This window comes from Pseudoflavonifractor hominis (assembly GCF_014288125.1).
GTDB lineage: Bacteria > Bacillota > Clostridia > Oscillospirales > Oscillospiraceae > Pseudoflavonifractor_A > Pseudoflavonifractor_A gallinarum.
Genome location: NZ_JACOPR010000008.1, coordinates 99272 through 116924, shown reverse-complemented (window position 1 = coordinate 116924; position 17653 = coordinate 99272). Strand labels below are relative to the sequence as shown.

General features: G+C 63.1%; 17 protein-coding genes. 8 read left to right on the top strand and 9 right to left on the bottom strand.

Going from position 1 to position 17653, the window contains the following annotated elements; all coding sequences use genetic code 11:
• The first annotated feature begins 20 nt into the window (after positions 1 to 20).
• Positions 21 to 587: a uracil-DNA glycosylase gene (locus H8S34_RS12410; protein WP_101691399.1), complete on the top strand. Its 567-nt coding sequence runs from the start codon at positions 21 to 23 to the stop codon at positions 585 to 587.
• Between the two features lie 256 nt (positions 588 to 843).
• Here the strand turns inward: H8S34_RS12410 and H8S34_RS12405 are convergent, their stop codons facing one another.
• The 9 genes from H8S34_RS12405 to H8S34_RS12365 are packed head-to-tail and all read right to left on the bottom strand — an operon-like array spanning position 844 to position 9450.
• A complete protein-coding gene (locus H8S34_RS12405; RefSeq protein WP_101691398.1) occupies positions 844 to 1458 on the bottom strand; it encodes a V-type ATP synthase subunit D in 615 nt (204 codons plus the stop codon).
• Between the two features lie 27 nt (positions 1459 to 1485).
• Positions 1486 to 2889 (bottom strand): V-type ATP synthase subunit B, encoded by a 1404-nt coding sequence (locus H8S34_RS12400; RefSeq protein WP_186964134.1) that lies wholly within the window; start codon positions 2887 to 2889, stop codon positions 1486 to 1488.
• A 31-nt stretch (positions 2890 to 2920) separates the two neighbouring features.
• Positions 2921 to 4681 carry a V-type ATP synthase subunit A gene (locus H8S34_RS12395; protein WP_101691396.1) on the bottom strand — a complete coding sequence of 587 codons (1761 nt, stop codon included), beginning with the start codon at positions 4679 to 4681 and terminating at the stop codon, positions 2921 to 2923.
• Positions 4678 to 5319: a V-type ATP synthase subunit E gene (locus H8S34_RS12390; protein WP_186964133.1), complete on the bottom strand. Its 642-nt coding sequence runs from the start codon at positions 5317 to 5319 to the stop codon at positions 4678 to 4680. The genes H8S34_RS12395 and H8S34_RS12390 overlap by 4 nt, the downstream gene beginning before the upstream one ends.
• Positions 5320 to 5355: 36 nt before the next feature.
• A complete protein-coding gene (locus tag H8S34_RS12385; RefSeq protein WP_186964132.1) occupies positions 5356 to 5664 on the bottom strand; it encodes a V-type ATP synthase subunit F in 309 nt (102 codons plus the stop codon).
• Between the two features lie 22 nt (positions 5665 to 5686).
• Positions 5687 to 6109 carry an ATP synthase subunit C gene (locus H8S34_RS12380; RefSeq protein ID WP_186964131.1) on the bottom strand — a complete coding sequence of 141 codons (423 nt, stop codon included), beginning with the start codon at positions 6107 to 6109 and terminating at the stop codon, positions 5687 to 5689.
• A 19-nt stretch (positions 6110 to 6128) separates the two neighbouring features.
• Positions 6129 to 8063: a V-type ATP synthase subunit I gene (locus H8S34_RS12375; protein WP_186964130.1), complete on the bottom strand. Its 1935-nt coding sequence runs from the start codon at positions 8061 to 8063 to the stop codon at positions 6129 to 6131.
• A 32-nt stretch (positions 8064 to 8095) separates the two neighbouring features.
• Positions 8096 to 9130, bottom strand: coding sequence for a V-type ATPase subunit (locus H8S34_RS12370; protein ID WP_101691391.1), 1035 nt, complete (start codon positions 9128 to 9130; stop codon positions 8096 to 8098).
• The gene (locus H8S34_RS12365; protein WP_101691390.1) at positions 9127 to 9450 is read right to left on the bottom strand and encodes a hypothetical protein; all 324 of its coding nucleotides are present in this window, start codon (positions 9448 to 9450) and stop codon (positions 9127 to 9129) included. The genes H8S34_RS12370 and H8S34_RS12365 overlap by 4 nt, the downstream gene beginning before the upstream one ends.
• 311 nt (positions 9451 to 9761) lie before the next feature.
• Here H8S34_RS12365 and H8S34_RS12360 point away from each other — a divergent pair, with 311 nt between their 5' ends.
• From H8S34_RS12360 to H8S34_RS12330, 7 genes are all read left to right on the top strand, one after another.
• Positions 9762 to 10241 (top strand): Lrp/AsnC family transcriptional regulator, encoded by a 480-nt coding sequence (locus H8S34_RS12360; protein ID WP_101691389.1) that lies wholly within the window; start codon positions 9762 to 9764, stop codon positions 10239 to 10241.
• A complete protein-coding gene (locus tag H8S34_RS12355) occupies positions 10238 to 11425 on the top strand; it encodes a pyridoxal phosphate-dependent aminotransferase (RefSeq protein WP_101691388.1) in 1188 nt (395 codons plus the stop codon). Before H8S34_RS12360 ends, H8S34_RS12355 begins: the two co-directional genes overlap by 4 nt.
• Positions 11426 to 11460: 35 nt before the next feature.
• A complete protein-coding gene (gene thrH / locus H8S34_RS12350) occupies positions 11461 to 12096 on the top strand; it encodes a bifunctional phosphoserine phosphatase/homoserine phosphotransferase ThrH (protein WP_186964129.1) in 636 nt (211 codons plus the stop codon).
• A complete protein-coding gene (locus tag H8S34_RS12345) occupies positions 12093 to 13370 on the top strand; it encodes a DUF1015 domain-containing protein (protein ID WP_243208016.1) in 1278 nt (425 codons plus the stop codon). Before thrH ends, H8S34_RS12345 begins: the two co-directional genes overlap by 4 nt.
• A gap of 14 nt (positions 13371 to 13384) precedes the next feature.
• Positions 13385 to 14245, top strand: coding sequence for a 4-(cytidine 5'-diphospho)-2-C-methyl-D-erythritol kinase (gene ispE / locus H8S34_RS12340; protein ID WP_101691385.1), 861 nt, complete (start codon positions 13385 to 13387; stop codon positions 14243 to 14245).
• Between the two features lie 134 nt (positions 14246 to 14379).
• Positions 14380 to 15024, top strand: coding sequence for a stage II sporulation protein R (locus tag H8S34_RS12335; RefSeq protein ID WP_186964128.1), 645 nt, complete (start codon positions 14380 to 14382; stop codon positions 15022 to 15024).
• 133 nt (positions 15025 to 15157) lie between these two features.
• Positions 15158 to 17647, top strand: a complete 2490-nt coding sequence (locus H8S34_RS12330; RefSeq protein WP_186964127.1) for an ATP-dependent helicase — start codon at positions 15158 to 15160, stop codon at positions 17645 to 17647.
• Positions 17648 to 17653: the final 6 nt, after the last annotated feature.

Sequence of the window (17653 nt, the reverse complement as noted above, 5' to 3'; positions counted from 1 at the left end):
ATACCGAGAGGAGGGAAAGAATGAAGTCGTGGAATGAACTGTATGAGGCCTGTATGTCCTGCCGGAACTGCCCCCTGTGCGAGACCCGGCACAATGTGGTGTTTGGCGAGGGCGCTCAGAATGCGGAAGTCATGTTCATCGGCGAGGGGCCCGGCGAACAGGAGGACCTCACCGGCCGTCCCTTTGTGGGGCGTGGCGGAAAATTTCTGGACGAGATGCTGGCCATGATCGAGCTGGACCGCTCCAAGATCTTCATTGGCAATATGGTAAAATGCCGTCCCCCGGGAAACCGGGACCCGCTGGCAGCGGAGCAGGAGGCCTGTATCGGCTATCTCCGCAACCAGGTGGCCTTGATTCGGCCCAAGATCATCGTCTGTCTGGGGCGGATTGCGGCCATGAAGCTCATCAAGGAGGATTTCAAGATCACCCGGGAGCATGGGCAGTGGTTTGAGAAGGCGGGCGTGCAGATGACCGCCCTGTACCACCCGGCGGCGCTGCTGCGGGACCCCCGCAAGCGGCCCGAGACCTTTGCCGATCTCAAAGCCCTTCAGGCCAAGATCCGTGAGATCTGTGACCATACCTATTAAAAAATGCCGCCCGGTCCCGCATGGGACCGGGCGGCATTTCGCGTGTCGAACCACTTCGACACGCTTCTCAAAAATGCAGGCATTTTTGAGAGGGGATGCAGCCCCCGGCGTCGCACGCGCAAAGCGCGCACGCTTGTGGGCTGAGCAGTGTTTTTTCCGAGGCGCATGTCCTCGGAAAAAACAGATTTGGACTTTCTTTTGCCGTCTGCGGGCGGCAAAACTCTGCCGAGGGCTTTTTGCAACAGGTCCGCTCTTGTTATTTTGGAGACGTTTTGTTTCGCTTGATGACCTTCAGGCGGACAAACTCCTCCCGCTCCTTTTCCTCCAGGGCGTCGGTGATGGTGCGGATGGTGCGGTCAAAGTCCGGGATCACGATGTGCTCCAGAGCGTTGGCCCGCTTCTGGGTCTTGCGGATGGCCACCGCCAGACGGTAGATGGAGGTCTCCACCTCGGCCAGCTGCCGGATGAGGTCCTTGACCTGGTGAAACTGGATAAAGGCGTTGTCCAGCGCCGAGCTGGTGGAGGCAAAGCCGTAGTCCGGCTTGGGGGGCGGGGAGCGGTCGGGCAGGTGGGGAAGCTCCACCCCCATAATGGAGCGGTACTGGATCTCCAGTGTCTGGTCCACCTCCACGGCCTCGGCGATCTTATCACAGATGCCCAGCTTTACATTGGCGTGCTGTAAGGCGGCATAGGCTCCGGCAAAGACCGTGTCGATCTGGGTCTGGACCTCTTTGGCGGTATCCATGAGAGACATCATCTCCCGGATCAGGATGTTGCGCTTGCGATCCATGAGCTCATACCCGGTGGCGGCCAGCGCCCGGGAGCGCTTGGCGGCCATCAGGGCACCTTTGGTTGGGAGAATGGCGGACATAGGAGGTCACTTCCGTTCCAGAGAGAATTACTGTGGGAGATCGGAGAGGAGGCTCTGATAGGCCCCCTCCACATAGTGGGCCTGGAGGGTGGCGTCGTCCACCCGGTCCAGCTCGCTCCGGGGCAGAATGGTGAGGAGCTTCCAGCCCAGATCCAGGGTCTCCGGGATGGTGCGGCGCTGGAGGGGGTTCTGCCGGATGAAGAGCTGCTCGAGCGCCCGGCCGAAGGTCAGGTACTGCCGGTCGGTCTCGGAGAGCTCGTCCTCGCCAATGACGCTGGCCAGACTCCGGGCGTCCTGCACCTTGGAATAGGAGGCAAAGAGCTGGTTGGAGAGGGCGGGGTGGTCGGCCCGGGTAAAGCCCTCGCCGATGCCGTCCTTCATCAGGCGGGAGAGGGAGGGGAGAATGGAGACCGGCGGATAGAGGCCCTTCTGGTCCAGATCCCGGTCCAGCACGATCTGCCCCTCGGTGATGTATCCGGTCAGATCGGGGATGGGGTGGGTGATGTCGTCGTTGGGCATGGTGAGGATGGGGACCTGAGTCACCGAGCCGGGGCGGCCCCGGATCATGCCGGCCCGCTCATAGAGGGAGGCCAGATCCGAGTAGAGGTAGGCGGGAAAGCCCTTTCGGGAGGGGATCTCTCCCTTGGAGGAGGAGAACTCGCGCACCGCCTCGCAGTAGGAGGTCATATCCGTGAGGATGACCAGCACATGGTATCCCTTGTCGAAGGCCAGATATTCCGCCGCCGTGAGGGCACAGCGGGGGGTGAGGATCCGCTCGATAATGGGGTCGGAGGCCAGGTTGCGGAACATGACCACCCGCTGGAGGGCGCCGGCCTCCTCAAAGCTGCGGCGGAAAAATTCGGCGGTATCGTTCTTCACGCCCATGGCGGCAAAGACGATGGCGAAGTTGCGCTCCTCGCCCACTCGTGCCTGGCGCACGATCTGGGCGGCCAGCTCGTTGTGCTTCATGCCTGAGCCGGAGAAGATGGGCAGCTTCTGCCCCCGGATCAGGGTCATATTGCAGTCGATGGCCGAGATGCCGGTCTCGATGCAGTCCCGGGGATAGTGCCGGGAGACCGGGTTGATGGCCGAGCCGTTGATGTCCCGGCGCTCTTCCGGGTAGAGCTCCCCCAGGCCGTCGATGGGCCGGCCCGCGCCGTCAAAGATCCGGCCCAGCATCTCGGTGGAGAGGGGGAGCTTTACAGGCTCCCCGGTGAAGTGGGTGCGGGCATTGTCCAGGGAGAGCCCACGAGTGCCCTCGAAGACCTGGAGGATGGCCTTATCCCCCTCCAGGCGGATGACCCGGCCCGCCCGGCGCTTCCCGTCGGGCAGGGTGATCTCGGCGGTCTCGTCGTAGGCCACGCCTGACACGCCCTCCAGTGCGATGAGGGAACCGGAGAGCTCCGAGAGCCCCATATATTCCAGTCTCATGGTGTATCAGCTCCTGACATGATTCGGTGGGTCACCGGTTGGCCTCATCCACCTGGCGCAGGGCGGCGCGGATGGCCTCATGATAGCCCTCAAAGCGCTGGGGCGTGTCGTTGGGGACCTCGTATTTGATCTTGCTCAGGGATGCAAAGATCCCGGTAGCCTTGATCTGAGAGAGGGGGATGGCCCGCTCCAGCAGGGGCTTTGCCCCGTCGTAGAGGGCCAGAATGACCTCCATCATCTGAAACTGCTTTTCCAGCGGCACGTAAGTGTCGATCTGGTTGTAGGCGTTTTGCTGCAGGAAGCCCACCCGGATGAGCCGGGCGGTCTCCAGGGTCAGTTTCTGCTCCTCCGGGAGGACGTCGGCGCCGATGAGCTTGACGATCTCCAGAAGCTGGTCCTCCTCCTGGAGCAGGGTGAAGATCCGCTGCCGGTCGGCCATGAAGCGGGGACTGACCTGCTGGTCATACCAGGGCTTCAGATCGGCGATGTACTCGGAGTAGGAGGTGAGCCAGTTGATGGAGGGGAAGTGCCGCCCGTAGGCCAGGGCCCGGTCCAATCCCCAGAAGGTGCGCACATACCGCTTGGTATTCTGGGTGACGGGCTCGGAGAAGTCGCCGCCCTGAGGGGAGACGGCGCCGATGACCGTGACGCTTCCCTCCTTGCCCTCCAGCGTGCGGACATAGCCCGCCCGCTCATAAAATTCGGCCAGGCGGGAGGCGAGATAGGCAGGGAAGCCCTCCTCCGCGGGCATCTCCTCCAGCCGGCCGGAGATCTCCCGCAGGGCCTCGGCCCAGCGGGAGGTGGAGTCGGCCATGAGTGCCACGTGGTAGCCCATATCCCGGTAGTACTCGGCGATGGTCATGCCGGTATAAACCGATGCCTCCCGGGCGGCCACGGGCATATTGGAGGTGTTGGCGATGAGAATGGTCCGGTTCATCAGAGGCTGCTGGCTCTTGGGGTCCAGCAGCTCGGAGAACTCCTCCAGGGCCTGGGTCATCTCGTTGCCGCGCTCACCGCAGCCCAGATAGACGATGATGTCGGCGTCGGACCACTTGGCCAGCTGGTGCTGGGTCATGGTTTTGCCGGCGCCGAAGGGACCGGGAATGGCGGCGGCGCCCCCCTTGCCGATGGGGAAGAGGGTGTCGATGATGCGCTGTCCCGTGATGAGGGGGCGGTGGATGGGAAGCCGCTCTCCCATGGGGCGGGGGGTGCGGATGGGCCAGCTCTGGGCCAGGCGGAGGGTGTGGACTGTCCCTCGGTCATCGGTGAGCTCGATCAGCGCATCCGCCACGGTGTAGGAGCCATTTGGGGCGGCATGTGTCACTCGGCCGGAGAGCCCGGCGGGCACCAGACAGCGGTGGGTGATGAGGGTGGTCTCGGGACACTGGGCATAGCAGTCTCCCGCTTTGAGTTGGTCGCCCTCCCGGACCAGAACGGTGGTCTCCCACCGGCGGTCCGGGTCCAGGGTGGGGATGTCCAGCCCACGGTCCAGAAAGGGACCGCTCCGCTCCTCCATGACCTTGAGGGGCCGGGCGATGCCGTCAAAGATGTTGTTGAGCAGGCCGGGGCCCAGGGTGATGGACATGGGAGCCCCCAGACTGGTCACCGGTTGACCGGGGATCAGTCCGGCGGTGTCCTCATAGACCTGTACGGTGGTGGTGTCGCCTTCCACGCCCACCACTTCGCCGATCAGGCCCATGTCGCCCACCCGGACCATGTCCATCATGGCCAGCCCCCGGCCGCCACGCACCGTGACGACGGGGCCGTTGATACCGTAGATCGTATAGCTCATGCCTGCGCACCCCCTTCCTCCGGAATCTCATCGGCCGGAGCGGCCAGGGAGAGCCCCACCAGACTGGCAAAATGACCGCTCAGCTCCTCCATGGCAGTGTCATAGGAGGCGTCCAGACGCAGGTGTAGGGAGGCCGATTCCAGGATCAGGCCGCCCAGGGCAAAGGGACCCGGACGGATGTCCAGGCTCCGGCCGGGCAGGGCCTCCCGCAGCTGCCCGCCCAGAGAGAGGTCCGCGCTCCGGAGATAGAGCACCAGATCCTCTGCACGCTCCAGCTGGGCGGCGGCCTCCTGCAGGCGGACGCGGAGCTGGTCGGCGTAAGCAGGTGTGGCGGTAAAGGCGCCGATGCGCTCCCGTACCAGGGAAAAAACCTCCCCGGCGATCTCCTCCCGCCGGCGGTAGAGGGCCTGCTTGCTCTCCAGCAGATGGCGGGAGACCTTGCGGCCCTGCTCGCTGCGGATGCGGGAGACCTCGCCGTGGATGTAAGTATAGGCCTCCAGCAGGATCTGATCCTCGGCGCTGGAGAGGGCGGCATCATGCTTTTCTTTCAGCTCCTGCATGGTGTGCTCATTCTCCGCGGCGGCCTGGGAGAGGAGCAGAGCGGTAAAGCGGTCCAGTTTTTCGGATAGTTCTGGCATAGTGGAGTCCTCCATGGATCAAGGTAACGGGAGGGATCAGAGCTTTACGCCGATGGCCTCCCGGATGTAGCGGGTGATGGAATCGCTGGCGCGTCCCAGGCTGTGCCGGTCTGGAATCTCCACCACCAGGGGACGGTGGGCGGTGAGCTTCATGGGCGCGATGAGCTCCTCACACAGGGCGGCCAGGCCCTCGGTGATGAGGAGTACCCCGATCTCAGGGTCGGCCGACGCCTCCCGGATGGCCTTCCCAGCGGCCTCGGCGTCCCGGACCACCACGCCCTCGATGCCGGCCAGGCGGAGACCCACCTGGGTGTCCGTACTGTCGGTGATCACAAAGTATTTCACGGTAAAAGGCCCCCTTTGCCGCTTAGGCGAACAGGAGCAGCAGGGCCACGATCAGGCCGTACAGAGCCACGCCCTCGGCCAGGCCCACGAAGATCAGCGCCTTACCAAAGGCCTTCTCATTCTCCGAGATGGCGCCCAGCGCGGAAGAGGCGGCCGCGGCCACGGCGATGCCGCCGCCGATGCCGGACAGGCCAACGGCCAGGGCCGCGCCGATGTACTTGAGTCCCTCGGCAAGTCCCCCAGCCGCCGCGGCGGCGCTCTCTCCCACGGCGGAAGCGCTGCCGCCAAAGCCCAGCACGGTGGCCAGGATCAGGCAGGCGAAGAAGGACGCGATGTTGGCCCCCAGGGCCCGCCGGGCCTTTTGGCCGGTGTAGCGGCGGATTCCGGTGAGAAAGAGAGGGGAAAACATAGTCAGGCTGGCAAAGAGAACAATCAGATATTTCATGTGAGATGCCTCCACAAATTTATTCCTCGCCGCTGCGGGCGGTGTACTGAATCTTTTTGGGACGGAAGGGGATGCCTCCGTCCTCATAGAAGCGGCCGAAGAGCTCATAGAACTCCAGACGGAGCACCTGGATACCCACCAGAAGGCCCTCAAAGCCCATGACGAAGAGATTGCCCAGTACGATGACCACCGGGTTGAGATCCGAGCCGGCCAGCATATGGACCACCATCATGAGGCCCACGTGGGTGATGGCATAGGCCCCGATCCGCAGGAAGGAGAGGGTGTTGGTGAGATAGGAGAGCAGGGTCTCAAAGAGCTCAAAGAGGCCGATGCTCAGGACCTCCCCCAACTTGTTCTCCTTCCAGGCCGGGTCGCCGGAGCACAGCAGCGAGAGGGGCTCCCGCAGCAGGATGCAGACCAGCGGCAGGATCAGGACGGGCAGCACATAGGCCGGGACAAAGAGGTTTACTCCAAAGACCAGAGTAGAGAGGGCGGCCACGATGAGTCCCACGTAGAAGAGAATGCCCGCTACCCCGTTGGGACCGAAAAAGATCTTCTCCATGTCCCGCTGCCGGATGCCGTTATAGATGTTCAGGCCCATCACCAGCAGCAGCATACACACACCCAGGCCCACCGAGCAGAGCAGGAGCACCAGCACGTTGCTGGAGCCGGGGAGCAGGCTGCTCTCCTCCAGAATCTTGAAGCCGGGGAGCAGATCTTCAAAGCCGAATACGCTGCCGTATACGCAGCCGAAGAGGGCACCGGACAGGCCGCACAGGGCGATGATGTTGCCAAGCCACATCCCCTTCCACTTGGCCAGAATGAGACCGATCAGCGCCAGACCCAGGCCCTGTCCCAGATCACCGAACATGATACCGAAAAACAGGCAGTAGGTGAGGGCCAGAAAGACCGAGGGATCCAGCTCATGATAGGCCGGCAGGCCGTACATCTCCAGGAAGGGGCGGAAGATCCGGCCCAGGAAACAGTTGCGCAGCTTGGTGGGGGGCTTGACGGAAGCCGTCTGTTCATCGGCCCGGTCCACCACACAGGAGCACTCGGGAAAGGCGGAGAGGGCCTTCATCACCGCGTCCAGCCCGTCTACCGGCACCCAGCCCATGAGATAGAAGCTCTCCCGGGAGTGGGCGGCGTAGCGGCGCAGATCATAGAGCTCACTGTGGTAGCGCAGCGCGGAGCAGACCGAACGCAGGTGGGCGCACTCCCGGGCGGCAAAGGCGTCCCGCTCCTCCTCGAGGGTGCGCAGCTTGTCCGAGGCCTTGGCGGCCAGGGCCGTGAGTTCGTCAATGGCCTCCTCGGGCGTACCGTGGACCGCTGGGTCCAGGTGGATGCGGACAAAGTGGAGGGAGGTAAAGAGGGCGTCTACCTTTTCGTGGCCCTCCCGCGCGGTGAAGTAGATGCCATAGACCCGGCGGGCCTCCACATTGGTGGGGATGAAGAAGAGCTCCTCGTGCTCATTGAGCGCGGACTGAAAGCTGTCGTAGGTCTCCCGCGGGAGATAGCCGTACCGGAAGCGGATGAAGTCCAGGTGCCACAGCTGTTCCAGCTGGGTGGAGAGACCGCGCAGGTGCTCCAGCTCCAGCGCGATGCTGCGGTCCTCCTCCAAGAGCTCGGCCTGCCGGCTCTTCCGGCTGGTCAGCGTGTCCAGCGTCTGTTCCAGCGTGTCGAAGTAGCCGGAGATCGCCTCCAGATCCAAGGGCTCGTCAAAGGGCTCATAGGCGGGGGAGAGGCCCAGTGCGTCCAGCAGCTCCTCGGCCCGCCGCAGGGGAGCGGCATAGGGATTGGAGTAGGCAAAGGGCCGCAAATGCCCCACCCGCTCCATGAGAGAGAGGGCGTTTTCCGGGTGGAATTCCTGGTCGAGCACGCAGGAAGCGGCCACCGCGTCAAACTGCTCCAGAGGACCGGCCACGGTGAGAAGCCGCATGGGAACAACAGACATCCGATCATCTCCTTTGTGGAAGGAAGTCAGGCTCAGCCAAACAGGCGGGCCAGAGAAGTGTCGTAGGGTACGCCGTATTTGACCGACTCGATGAGACTCACCAGAGCATGGAGCTCCAGGTCCTTCAGATTGAGGTAGGCCATGGCGGTATAGATCGAGGGGGTGCCATGGGTGAGCTGACGGCGGTTGAAGGTATAAAAGGCCCGGCGGAAGGCGTCCTCCAGCTCCTCTACTCCGCTGGAAGAGAGACCGGCGGCATAGGGAGTGTCCCGGAGCAGCTCCCGCGCACTGGAGAGGTCCGGTGCGGCGCACAGGGCGCGGATCATCTCGGGGCGCAGGCGGTAATTAAAGGGGAAGAGGACGGGCAGATAGTCCGACTGACCGGGGAAATAGGTCTTGAGACGGAGAATATGGATCAGATTGAACCAGTCGATCTGCTCCCCATAGGAGCGCAGCAGCACCGCCTTGGTCTCTCCCCGGTAGCACTTGTGGATGATATGGTACATGTGGGAGAAATACGTGGAACGGAGCAGGGTTTCCGCTCCCGTATAGTCGGGGAGAGTACCCGCCTGGGCCGGACGCAGCCGCCGCAGGGCGGGGGCATAGATGGTATCCCGGGCCGCGGCGGTCAGCCCGTCAAAGTCCGTACAGGAGGCGAGGGCCTGGAGGTCCAGCGTGCTGTGCAGAATGGACCGGGGAAGGGGCGAGAGGGGGTGGCCCGCCTTGAGCCGCCGCAGAGTGGAGAGGATGGCCCGCTGTTCCTGGAGCAGGATGGGGAAGGAGAAGAGGGCCTTGTCCGCCCGTGGGATAAAGTGGAGCAGCTTGCGGTAATCGGTCCGGAACTGGTCCCAGAGGGCCAGCTCCAGCTCCACCCGGCCGATATAGACGCCGCCCGCGAGGCGGGCGGCGCAGGCGGACCAGGCCGGATGGCTCCGCAGATACTCGGAGAGCTCGGCCTCGGTCCGGAGAGAGGCCATATGTTCAAAGTCTGCCAACCGGAGCCGCTTTCCATACAGGGCGTGGACCTTGGAGGAGAGGGCGCCGTACTCCATCTGTGCTCGGATCATGGCGTCTGCCCCACCACACGGGCGAAGAGGACGTCCACCCACTCCTGCTGATGGGCACGGTATGCCCCCTCCAGCGCCTCCATGGCGTGGGAGAGGCGCGCATCCACCGCGGCCATGGACTCGGCAGCGAGCTGCGCCTCGGTCTCCTCCACAATGGAGATCCGGCGCTGGGCCCGCTCCAGATACCGCTGCCGCAGCTGGGCGCATTCCCGCTCCAGATCGGCGTCCAGGGAGGCCTGCTTCTCTCGGGCCTCCTGCGCCAGCGCACTGGCGCTGTGTTCGGCGGATATGATTCGGTTGACGAGATCGATGTATTCCATAAAGCGTTCTCCTTGAAGGAACCGTGGATACTCCCGGCACAGACCGATGGGGCCAATGGATGGGAAGAAATGGACAGAATCAGCGAATATGATTCATCATATCACTGGATAAATGAAAATTCCAGTGATATTTTAACGAAAATGTAGAAAAGATTTCTATATTTTCGACAAAAAATTGTGCAGGATGGCAGAGTTTTGTTGAGGGAAAGGGCTGCTATTGTATTCGACATACACCAGGGAGTATAATAATCAAAATTAGGACCATGCCTTTTGTTTGGAATAAAAATGGGAGAAGATAGGAGGAAACTTGCATGAAAAAACTGCTTCAACTCCTGGAAGAGGACTGTACCCTCACCCATGAGCAGCTGGCCTCCATGTCCGGTATGACGGTGGAGGAGGTCGAAAAGACCATCCGTATGTATGAGGAAGAGAAGATCGTGCTGGGCTACAAGGCCATCGTGGACTGGGACCGCACCGACCGGGAGGCGGTCACGGCTCTCATCGAGGTCAAGGTCACGCCGCAGCGGGGCGAGGGATTCGACCGGGTGGCCGAGCGCATCTATCAGTATGACGAAGTGGAGAGCGTCTATCTCATGTCGGGCGCCTTTGACCTGACGGTCATCATCTCCGGCCGCACCCTGAAAGAGGTGGCCCAGTTCGTGGGCCAGCGTCTGGCTACGCTGGAGGATGTGACCGGCACGGCCACCCACTTTATCCTGAAAAAATATAAGGAAAAGCATCTGATTTTTGAAAAAGCCGAGGAACAGGAGAGGGAGCTGATCTTCTCATGAACTATGAAAACATTCTGTCCGACCGGATCAAGAACGTCCAGCCCTCCGGGATCCGGCGCTTCTTTGACATCCTGGAAGAGATGAAGGACGCCATCTCCCTGGGCATCGGTGAGCCGGACTTTGTGACCCCCTGGCACATCCGGGACGCGGGCATCTACTCCTTGGAGAAGGGATTTACCAAATACACCTCCAATGCCGGTATGGCCGAGCTGCGGCGGGAGATCGCCGCCTATCTGAACCGCCGCTTTGATTTGCAATACGACTTTGCCAGCCAGATCATCGTCACGGTGGGCGGCAGCGAGGCCATCGACCTGACCCTGCGCTGCCTGGTCAATCCGGGGGATGAGGTCATTGTCCCCGTCCCCTCCTTTGTATGCTACGGCCCGCTGGCCAACATGGCGGGGGCCACGCCGGTGCTGGTGGAGACCAAGGCGGAAAATGAGTTCCGTCTGACCGCCGACGAGCTGCGTGCCGCCATCACTCCCCGGACCAAGGTGCTGGTGCTTCCCTTCCCCAACAACCCCACCGGAGGCATCATGGAGCGCAAGGACCTGGAGGAGATCGCCAAGGTGCTGGAGGGAACCGACATCATGGTTCTCTCCGACGAGATCTACGCCGAGCTGACCTATGGGCAGCACCATGTCTCCCCGGCCAACCTGCCGGAGCTCAAGGACCGGACCATCGTGGTCAACGGCTTCTCCAAGAGCCATGCCATGACCGGCTGGCGCATGGGCTATGTCTGCGGTCCCAAGGAGATCATCCGGCAGATGCTCAAGCTCCACCAGTTCGGCATCATGTCCGCCCCCACCGTGAGCCAGTACGCCGCGGTGGAGGCCATGCGCAATGGCGACGTGGACATTGAGAAGATGCGGGACGAGTACGACGGCCGCCGCCGCTACCTGGTGGAGGGCCTGCGGCGCATCGGTCTGCCCTGCTTTGAGCCCAAGGGCGCCTTCTATGTCTTCCCGGACATCCGCTCCAGCGGACTGAGCTCCGATGAGTTCTGCGAGCGGTTCCTGATGGAAGAGAAGGTGGCCGTCATCTCCGGCTCCGCCTTCGGCCCGGGCGGCGAGGGCTTTGTGCGCTGCTGCTACGCCACGGGGATGAAGGACATCGCCGAGGCGCTCACCCGGATGGACAACTTCCTCACCAACCTGCGCAAGAAGCAGGCCCGGGAGGGATAACGCTGCCGGAGCGTGACCGAAAAAGGAGGAGCGGGATGTACATCGTTTGTCTGGACCTGGAGGGGGTGCTGGTGCCCGAGATCTGGGTGACCTTTGCCCGGGAGCACGGCATTCCCGCGCTGGAGCGCACGACCCGGGACGAGCCCGACTACGGAAGGCTTATGGACTACCGGCTGGCTCATCTGCGCCGGCATGGGCTGGGCCTGCGGGAATTGCAGGAGACCATTGCCCATATGCGCCCCTTTCCCGGGGCGAGAGCCTTTCTGGACGAACTGCGCTCCTTCACCCAGGCGGTCATTCTCAGCGATACCTTTGAGGAGTTTGCAAGGCCCCTGATGGAGCAGCTCAACTGGCCAACTCTGCTGTGCAACCGTCTGGAGACAGCCGCCGACGGGAACAACATCACCGGGGTACACCTGCGCTGCCCTCAGACCAAGCTCACCACAGTGCGGGCGCTGCAGTCGGCCGGGTATGAGACCATTGCCGCCGGGGACAGCTATAATGACCTGGACATGCTCCAGGCCGGAAAGGCGGGCTTCCTCTTCCGCAGTACCCCGGCCATCCGGGCGGCCCATCCGGAATTGCCGGCCTGCGACACCTATGAGGAACTGCTTGCGGGGATCCGGAGGGCGATGGAGCTGCCGGCGCCGGAAAGGAAGGGAGAACCATGATGCCATCGGATGCGCATGTGCCCTTCGGGCGTGCGGATATTTTGCTGCCCCGCGACTGCTCCTATGAAAAATGGGCAGTGGTGGCCTGCGATCAGTACACCTCACAGCCGGAGTACTGGCAGCGGGTGGAGGAATTTGTAGGCGGCGCTCCCTCCGCCCTGCGGCTGATCCTCCCCGAGAGCTGTCTGGACGGTCCCAATGTGGAGACCGACATCGTGGAGATCAACAATACCATGACCCACTATCTGCGGGAGGAGCGCTTCCGCCGGCTGCCCGCCTCCATGATCTATGTGGAGCGGACACTGGAGGGCGGCGCGGTGCGCCGTGGCCTGCTGGGTGCGGTGGATCTGGAGGCCTACGACTATGAGGAGGACTCCCGTGCGCCGGTGCGCGCCACCGAGGGGGTAGACCTCAACCGGCTCCCGCCCCGGGTGTCGCTGCGGAAGAACGCCTCGCTGGAGCTCCCCCACGCCCTGCTGCTGGCCGACGATCCGGAGGACCGCCTCATGGGATGGCTCTCCGGCGAGCGGGAGCACATGGAGCCCCTCTATGACTTTGATCTGATGGAGGGGGGTGGCCATCTGCGGGGGTGGAAGCTGGGGCCGGAGCAGCTGGCCCATGCGGAGGTGCTCCTGGGGGAGATTCTGGCCCCTGAGACCTTCCGGCGGCGCCACGGAGCGGAGGGATGGCCCATTGCCCTGCTGGTGGGAGACGGGAACCACTCTCTGGCCACGGCCAAGGAGTGCTACGAGCGGCAAAAGCGCCTGACGCCGCGCGAGCAGTGGGAGAACCTCCCGGCCCGGTACGCCCTGGCCGAGCTGGTCAACCTCCACGACGAGAGCCTGACCTTCGAGCCGGTCCACCGGGTGCTCTTCGGCGTGGAGCCCAGTGAGGTTCTCGCCGCGCTGGTGCGTTTTTATCCGGGCGCCCACTACGGCGACGGAGCGGGGCATGTGCTCCGCTATGTCCACGCAGGTGGGGAGGGATGCGTCACCGTGCCCGCCCCGGATGCGGCGCTGGAGATCGAGACGCTTCAGCGGTTTATGAATCACTATCTCCACCGCATGGGTGGACGAATGGACTACATCCACGGCGGGGAAGTGGCCCGCCGTCTGGCGGGCAGGGCGGGTAACCTGGCCTTCCTGCTGCCGGTGCTGGACAAGGAGGCACTGCTCCCCGCCGTGTGGAGAGATGGAATGCTCCCCCGCAAGACCTTTTCTCTGGGCCGGGCCCAGGACAAGCGCTTTTATCTGGAAGCCCGCAAGATCCGCTGAATGGAGGAGACGGTATGGAACCAATCGTGACCAAGGCCCGCGCCAAGCTGAATCTGACTCTGGACGTCCTGGGGAAGCGGAGCGACGGGTACCACGACCTCTGCATGGTCATGCAGTCGGTGGCCCTTTGTGACACCGTGACCATCCGCCGGGAAGCGGAGCGGGGGATAGCGGTGAGCTCCAACCTGGATTTTCTCCCTACGGGGAAGAACAATCTGGCCGCTTCCGCCGCACTCCACCTGTGCGAGGCGGCCGGTATGGACCCCAATGGCCTGCGCATCGATCTGGAGAAGTCCATTCCGGTCTGCGCCGGTATGGGGGGCGGGAGTTCGGACGCCGCGGCGGTGCTCAATGCGCTCAACCAGGCCTGGAAGCTGGGGTATGCACCCCAGGAGCTGGCTGCCCTGGGGGAGCGGGTGGGCTCAGACGTCCCATACTGCGTCCTGGGCGGAACTGCGCTGGCCGAGGGGCGGGGGGAGATACTCACCCCGCTGCCCAGCCTGCCCTGGTGCTTTGTGGTGATCTGTAAGCCCCACTTTGCGGTGTCCACCCCGGAGCTCTTTGCCCGGATCGACGGGATGAAGCTCCACTGCCATCCGGATACCCGGGGAATGCTCCAGGCCCTGGAAAATGGCGACGTACTGGGTGTGGCCCGGCGGATGTACAATGTCTTTGAGGATGTGCTCCCCCGCAATCAGGGGGGGACCGTGGCCGAGATCAAGACCGAGCTTATCCGCCACGGCGCGCTAGGGGCCTGTATGAGCGGCACCGGACCCACCGTGTTTGGCCTCTTTGACACCCTGGTGGGGGCCTGGCGGGCCTACCACGATCTGCGCCAGACCTACACGGAGACCTTCCTCACGGTCACCATCTGAGCGGGAGCGTATACAGTATATTGGGAAAGGATCGAACGGTTTTCCACCGTCCGATCCTTTTTTGTGGAAAGAGGTTTAAGTTCTGTCCGCCGTGTCCACACTAAAGGCACTACATAACGTGGACGGTGAGCGATATGAAAGAGCGGACTGGAAGTAAAAAGACTACATTGCGCCGGTGGGAATTGGCCCTTCTTCTGGGGGTGGCGGCGGCAGCCCTGTGGGGGGTGCGCCTGGATGGGGAGCAGGCCGCCCTGGCGGACAAGGTGGTGCGCCTGCATGTGCTGGCCAATTCTGACACCCAGGAGGACCAGGCGCTGAAGCTGGCGGTGCGGGATGCGGTGCTGGCCGCCGCGGACGGGGTGGTCCCGCCTGGGGCGGAGTTGGAGGAGGCCGAGCAGGCCCTCACCCAGGCCCTGCCTGCCATTGCCGATGCCGGGGCTCGTGTGGTGGGCGAGCAGGGGTACTCCTATCCCGTCACCGCCTCGCTGGAGCACGACGTGTGGTTTCCCACCAAGGAGTACACCGACTTTGCCTTCCCCGCAGGGGAGTACACCGCTCTGCGGGTGACCATCGGCGAGGGCGGCGGCCGCAACTGGTGGTGTGTGGTCTTTCCGCCCCTCTGTCTGGGCTCGGTGACCGAGAACACCGCTGAGACCGCCCTGGAGGGCGGACTGGAGGACCGGGAGGTCTCCCTCATCACCGGGGAGGACGAGGGCTATGTGGTCAAATTCAAGGCCATGGAGCTGCTGGAGGAATTCCAGGGCTGGCTGGAGGGATAGGGGCGCTCCACGCTCTTTTGTGAAATGTGGAGAAAAAACAAACCGCTCCGTTCGGGAAGTCGTATTTGCGGGAGTTTGGTATCTGTGATACAATAACAAGCACTGTGAATCGATGAAAAAAGGATTTGATCGTATGCTCAACCGTGAACAGGAGCTGCGCTTCTGCAAGGCCAGAAGAGCGGCCATCGCACTGGACTATTCAAACCTCAATCCGGAGCAGCGCCGGGCGGTTCTGGCCACGGAGGGCCCCCTTCTGCTGCTGGCGGGCGCGGGAAGCGGAAAGACCACCGTCCTCATCCACCGGATCGCCAACCTGATGAAGTACGGCCGGGGCTCCGACTGTGACGAGGTGCCCGAGTGGGTGGGGGAGGAGGAGCTGAACGCTCTGGAGAGCTATGTGGCCAACCCCGACCCCGCGCGCAAGGAGGCGGCGGAGCGGCTGTGCCGGGTGGACCCGGCGGTGCCCTGGTCCATCATTGCCATCACCTTCACCAACAAGGCGGCGGGAGAGCTCAAGGCCCGGCTGGAGCAGATGCTGGGCGCCTCGGCCAATGACATCTGGGCCAGCACCTTCCACTCGGCCTGTGTGCGCATCCTGCGCCGGGACATTGAGCGCCTGGGCTTCCAGAGCTCCTTCACCATCTACGACACCGCCGACTCCGAGCGGGTCATCAAGGACATCAACAAGGACTTTGGGCTGGACGACAAGTCCTTCCCCCCCAAGACCATTCTGGGGTATATCTCCCGGGCCAAGGACGCCATGAAGCTGGGGGCGGATTACCTCAAGGAGTGCGAGAAGTCCGGGGACTTCCGGCTGACCAAGATCGCCAAGGTCTATGTGGAATATGAGCGCCGCCTGCGGGAGGCCAACGCCCTGGACTTTGACGACATCATTTTACATACCGTCCGGCTGCTGCTGAATTTCGATGACGTTCGGCAATATTATCAGAAAAAATTCCGTTATGTACTCATTGACGAGTATCAGGACACGAACCATCTCCAGTATCTGCTGGCCTCCACCCTGGCGGGGGGACGGGAGAACATCTGCGTGGTGGGCGACGACGACCAGTCCATCTACCGCTTCCGCGGGGCCACCATCGAGAATATCCTATCCTTTGAGCAGCAGTACAAGGGGGCGCGGGTCATTCGGCTGGAACAGAACTACCGCTCCAGCCGGAACATCCTGGAGGCCTCCAACGCCGTGATCCGCAACAACCAGGGCCGCAAGGGCAAGGAGCTGTGGACCGATCAGGGCGAGGGAGACAAGGTCAAGTGCTATACCGCCATGAACGAGCACGACGAGGCCCAGTTTGTGGCCGCCCAGATCCTCTCCGATCTCTCGGCGGGCAAGGCGTGGAAGGACCACGCCGTCCTCTACCGGATGAACGCCCAGTCCAACCAGATCGAGCAGGCCTTCAAGAAAAATGGCATTCCCTACCGCATCATCGGCGGTATCCGCTTCTTTGACCGGGCGGAGGTCAAGGACATGGTGGCCTATCTGTGCGCCATCAACAATCCCAACGACGATCTGCGCCTCTCCCGTATCATCAACAATCCGCCCCGGGGGATCGGCGCCACCACCATCGAGCGGGCTCAGGACCTGGCCCTCCAGACCGGCCGCTCCCTGTGGGAAGTGGTCAAGAGTGCCCGGGAGTTCCCCGAGCTCCAGAAGGCCGCCCCCAAGCTGGGACAGTTTACCGAGATGATGGAGGACCTGCGCCGCCTGGCCGGTGAGATGGACCTGCCCGCCTTCTACGAGGAGCTGGTGGAGCGGACCGGCTATGCCGCCATGCTGGAGCAGAAAAAGACCATTGAGGACCGCACCCGCCTGGAGAACGTCCACGAGCTCTCCTCCTCCATCCAGAACTATCTGGACAACGCGGTGGAGGAGCCCAGCCTCTCCGGCTTCCTGGATGAGATCGCCCTCTATACCGATCTGGATAACCACGACTCCGGGGAGGACTGTGTGGTCATGATGACCATGCACTCGGCCAAGGGACTGGAATTCCCGGTGGTCTTTGTGGTGGGGGTGGAAGAGGGAATTTTCCCCGGCATCCGCGCCATCGGGGAGCCCGACGAGATGGAGGAGGAGCGCCGCCTGTGCTATGTGGCCATGACCCGGGCCAAGGAGCGGCTCTATATGACCTGCGCCTCTCAGCGGATGCTCTTCGGCCGCACGAACGCCAACCGGCCCTCCCGCTTCCTGGGCGAGATCCCGGAGGCCTATGTGGAGAAGAGCGGGCGCAACTTCCGCTCCGAGAATGAGAGCGGGGAGGGCGGCTGGCAGCCGCCCCAGCGCCGGGTGCGTCCCAAGCCCGTCTTTGACCGGGGCTACTCGGCGGGCGGCTATTCGAGCGGCTATTCTGCCGGAGCGGGCAGCAGCGGCCAGACCGGTCAGACGACGGCCCCGGCAGGCCGGGGCGTCAGCATGTCCCGCCCCACAGCGGCGGCTCTCCCCAACTTCCAGAAGGGGGACAGCGTGGTCCACAAGGCCTTTGGTAAGGGACTCATCACGGGGCTCACCCCCATGGGCGGGGACGCTCTGGTGGAGATCGCCTTTGAGAAGAGCGGGACCAAGAAGCTGATGCTCAAAGCGGCAGCCCAGCATATGACCAAGGAATAAACAACA

Bases quoted from the DNA above. Each gene is read 5' to 3' on its own strand.
- ispE (WP_101691385.1), top strand. From the start codon at position 13,385: ATGGAACCAATCGTGACCAAGGCCCGCGCCAAGCTGAATCTGACTCTG.
- H8S34_RS12410 (WP_101691399.1), top strand. From the start codon at position 21: ATGAAGTCGTGGAATGAACTGTATGAGGCCTGTATGTCCTGCCGGAAC.
- H8S34_RS12360 (WP_101691389.1), top strand. From the start codon at position 9,762: ATGAAAAAACTGCTTCAACTCCTGGAAGAGGACTGTACCCTCACCCAT.
- H8S34_RS12335 (WP_186964128.1), top strand. From the start codon at position 14,380: ATGAAAGAGCGGACTGGAAGTAAAAAGACTACATTGCGCCGGTGGGAA.
- H8S34_RS12390 (WP_186964133.1), bottom strand. From the start codon at position 5,319: ATGCCAGAACTATCCGAAAAACTGGACCGCTTTACCGCTCTGCTCCTC.
- H8S34_RS12330 (WP_186964127.1), top strand. From the start codon at position 15,158: ATGCTCAACCGTGAACAGGAGCTGCGCTTCTGCAAGGCCAGAAGAGCG.
- H8S34_RS12370 (WP_101691391.1), bottom strand. From the start codon at position 9,130: ATGATCCGAGCACAGATGGAGTACGGCGCCCTCTCCTCCAAGGTCCAC.
- H8S34_RS12395 (WP_101691396.1), bottom strand. From the start codon at position 4,681: ATGAGCTATACGATCTACGGTATCAACGGCCCCGTCGTCACGGTGCGT.
- H8S34_RS12345 (WP_243208016.1), top strand. From the start codon at position 12,093: ATGATGCCATCGGATGCGCATGTGCCCTTCGGGCGTGCGGATATTTTG.
- thrH (WP_186964129.1), top strand. From the start codon at position 11,461: ATGTACATCGTTTGTCTGGACCTGGAGGGGGTGCTGGTGCCCGAGATC.
- H8S34_RS12400 (WP_186964134.1), bottom strand. From the start codon at position 2,889: ATGAGACTGGAATATATGGGGCTCTCGGAGCTCTCCGGTTCCCTCATC.
- H8S34_RS12365 (WP_101691390.1), bottom strand. From the start codon at position 9,450: ATGGAATACATCGATCTCGTCAACCGAATCATATCCGCCGAACACAGC.
- H8S34_RS12375 (WP_186964130.1), bottom strand. From the start codon at position 8,063: ATGTCTGTTGTTCCCATGCGGCTTCTCACCGTGGCCGGTCCTCTGGAG.
- H8S34_RS12380 (WP_186964131.1), bottom strand. From the start codon at position 6,109: ATGAAATATCTGATTGTTCTCTTTGCCAGCCTGACTATGTTTTCCCCT.
- H8S34_RS12405 (WP_101691398.1), bottom strand. From the start codon at position 1,458: ATGTCCGCCATTCTCCCAACCAAAGGTGCCCTGATGGCCGCCAAGCGC.
- H8S34_RS12355 (WP_101691388.1), top strand. From the start codon at position 10,238: ATGAACTATGAAAACATTCTGTCCGACCGGATCAAGAACGTCCAGCCC.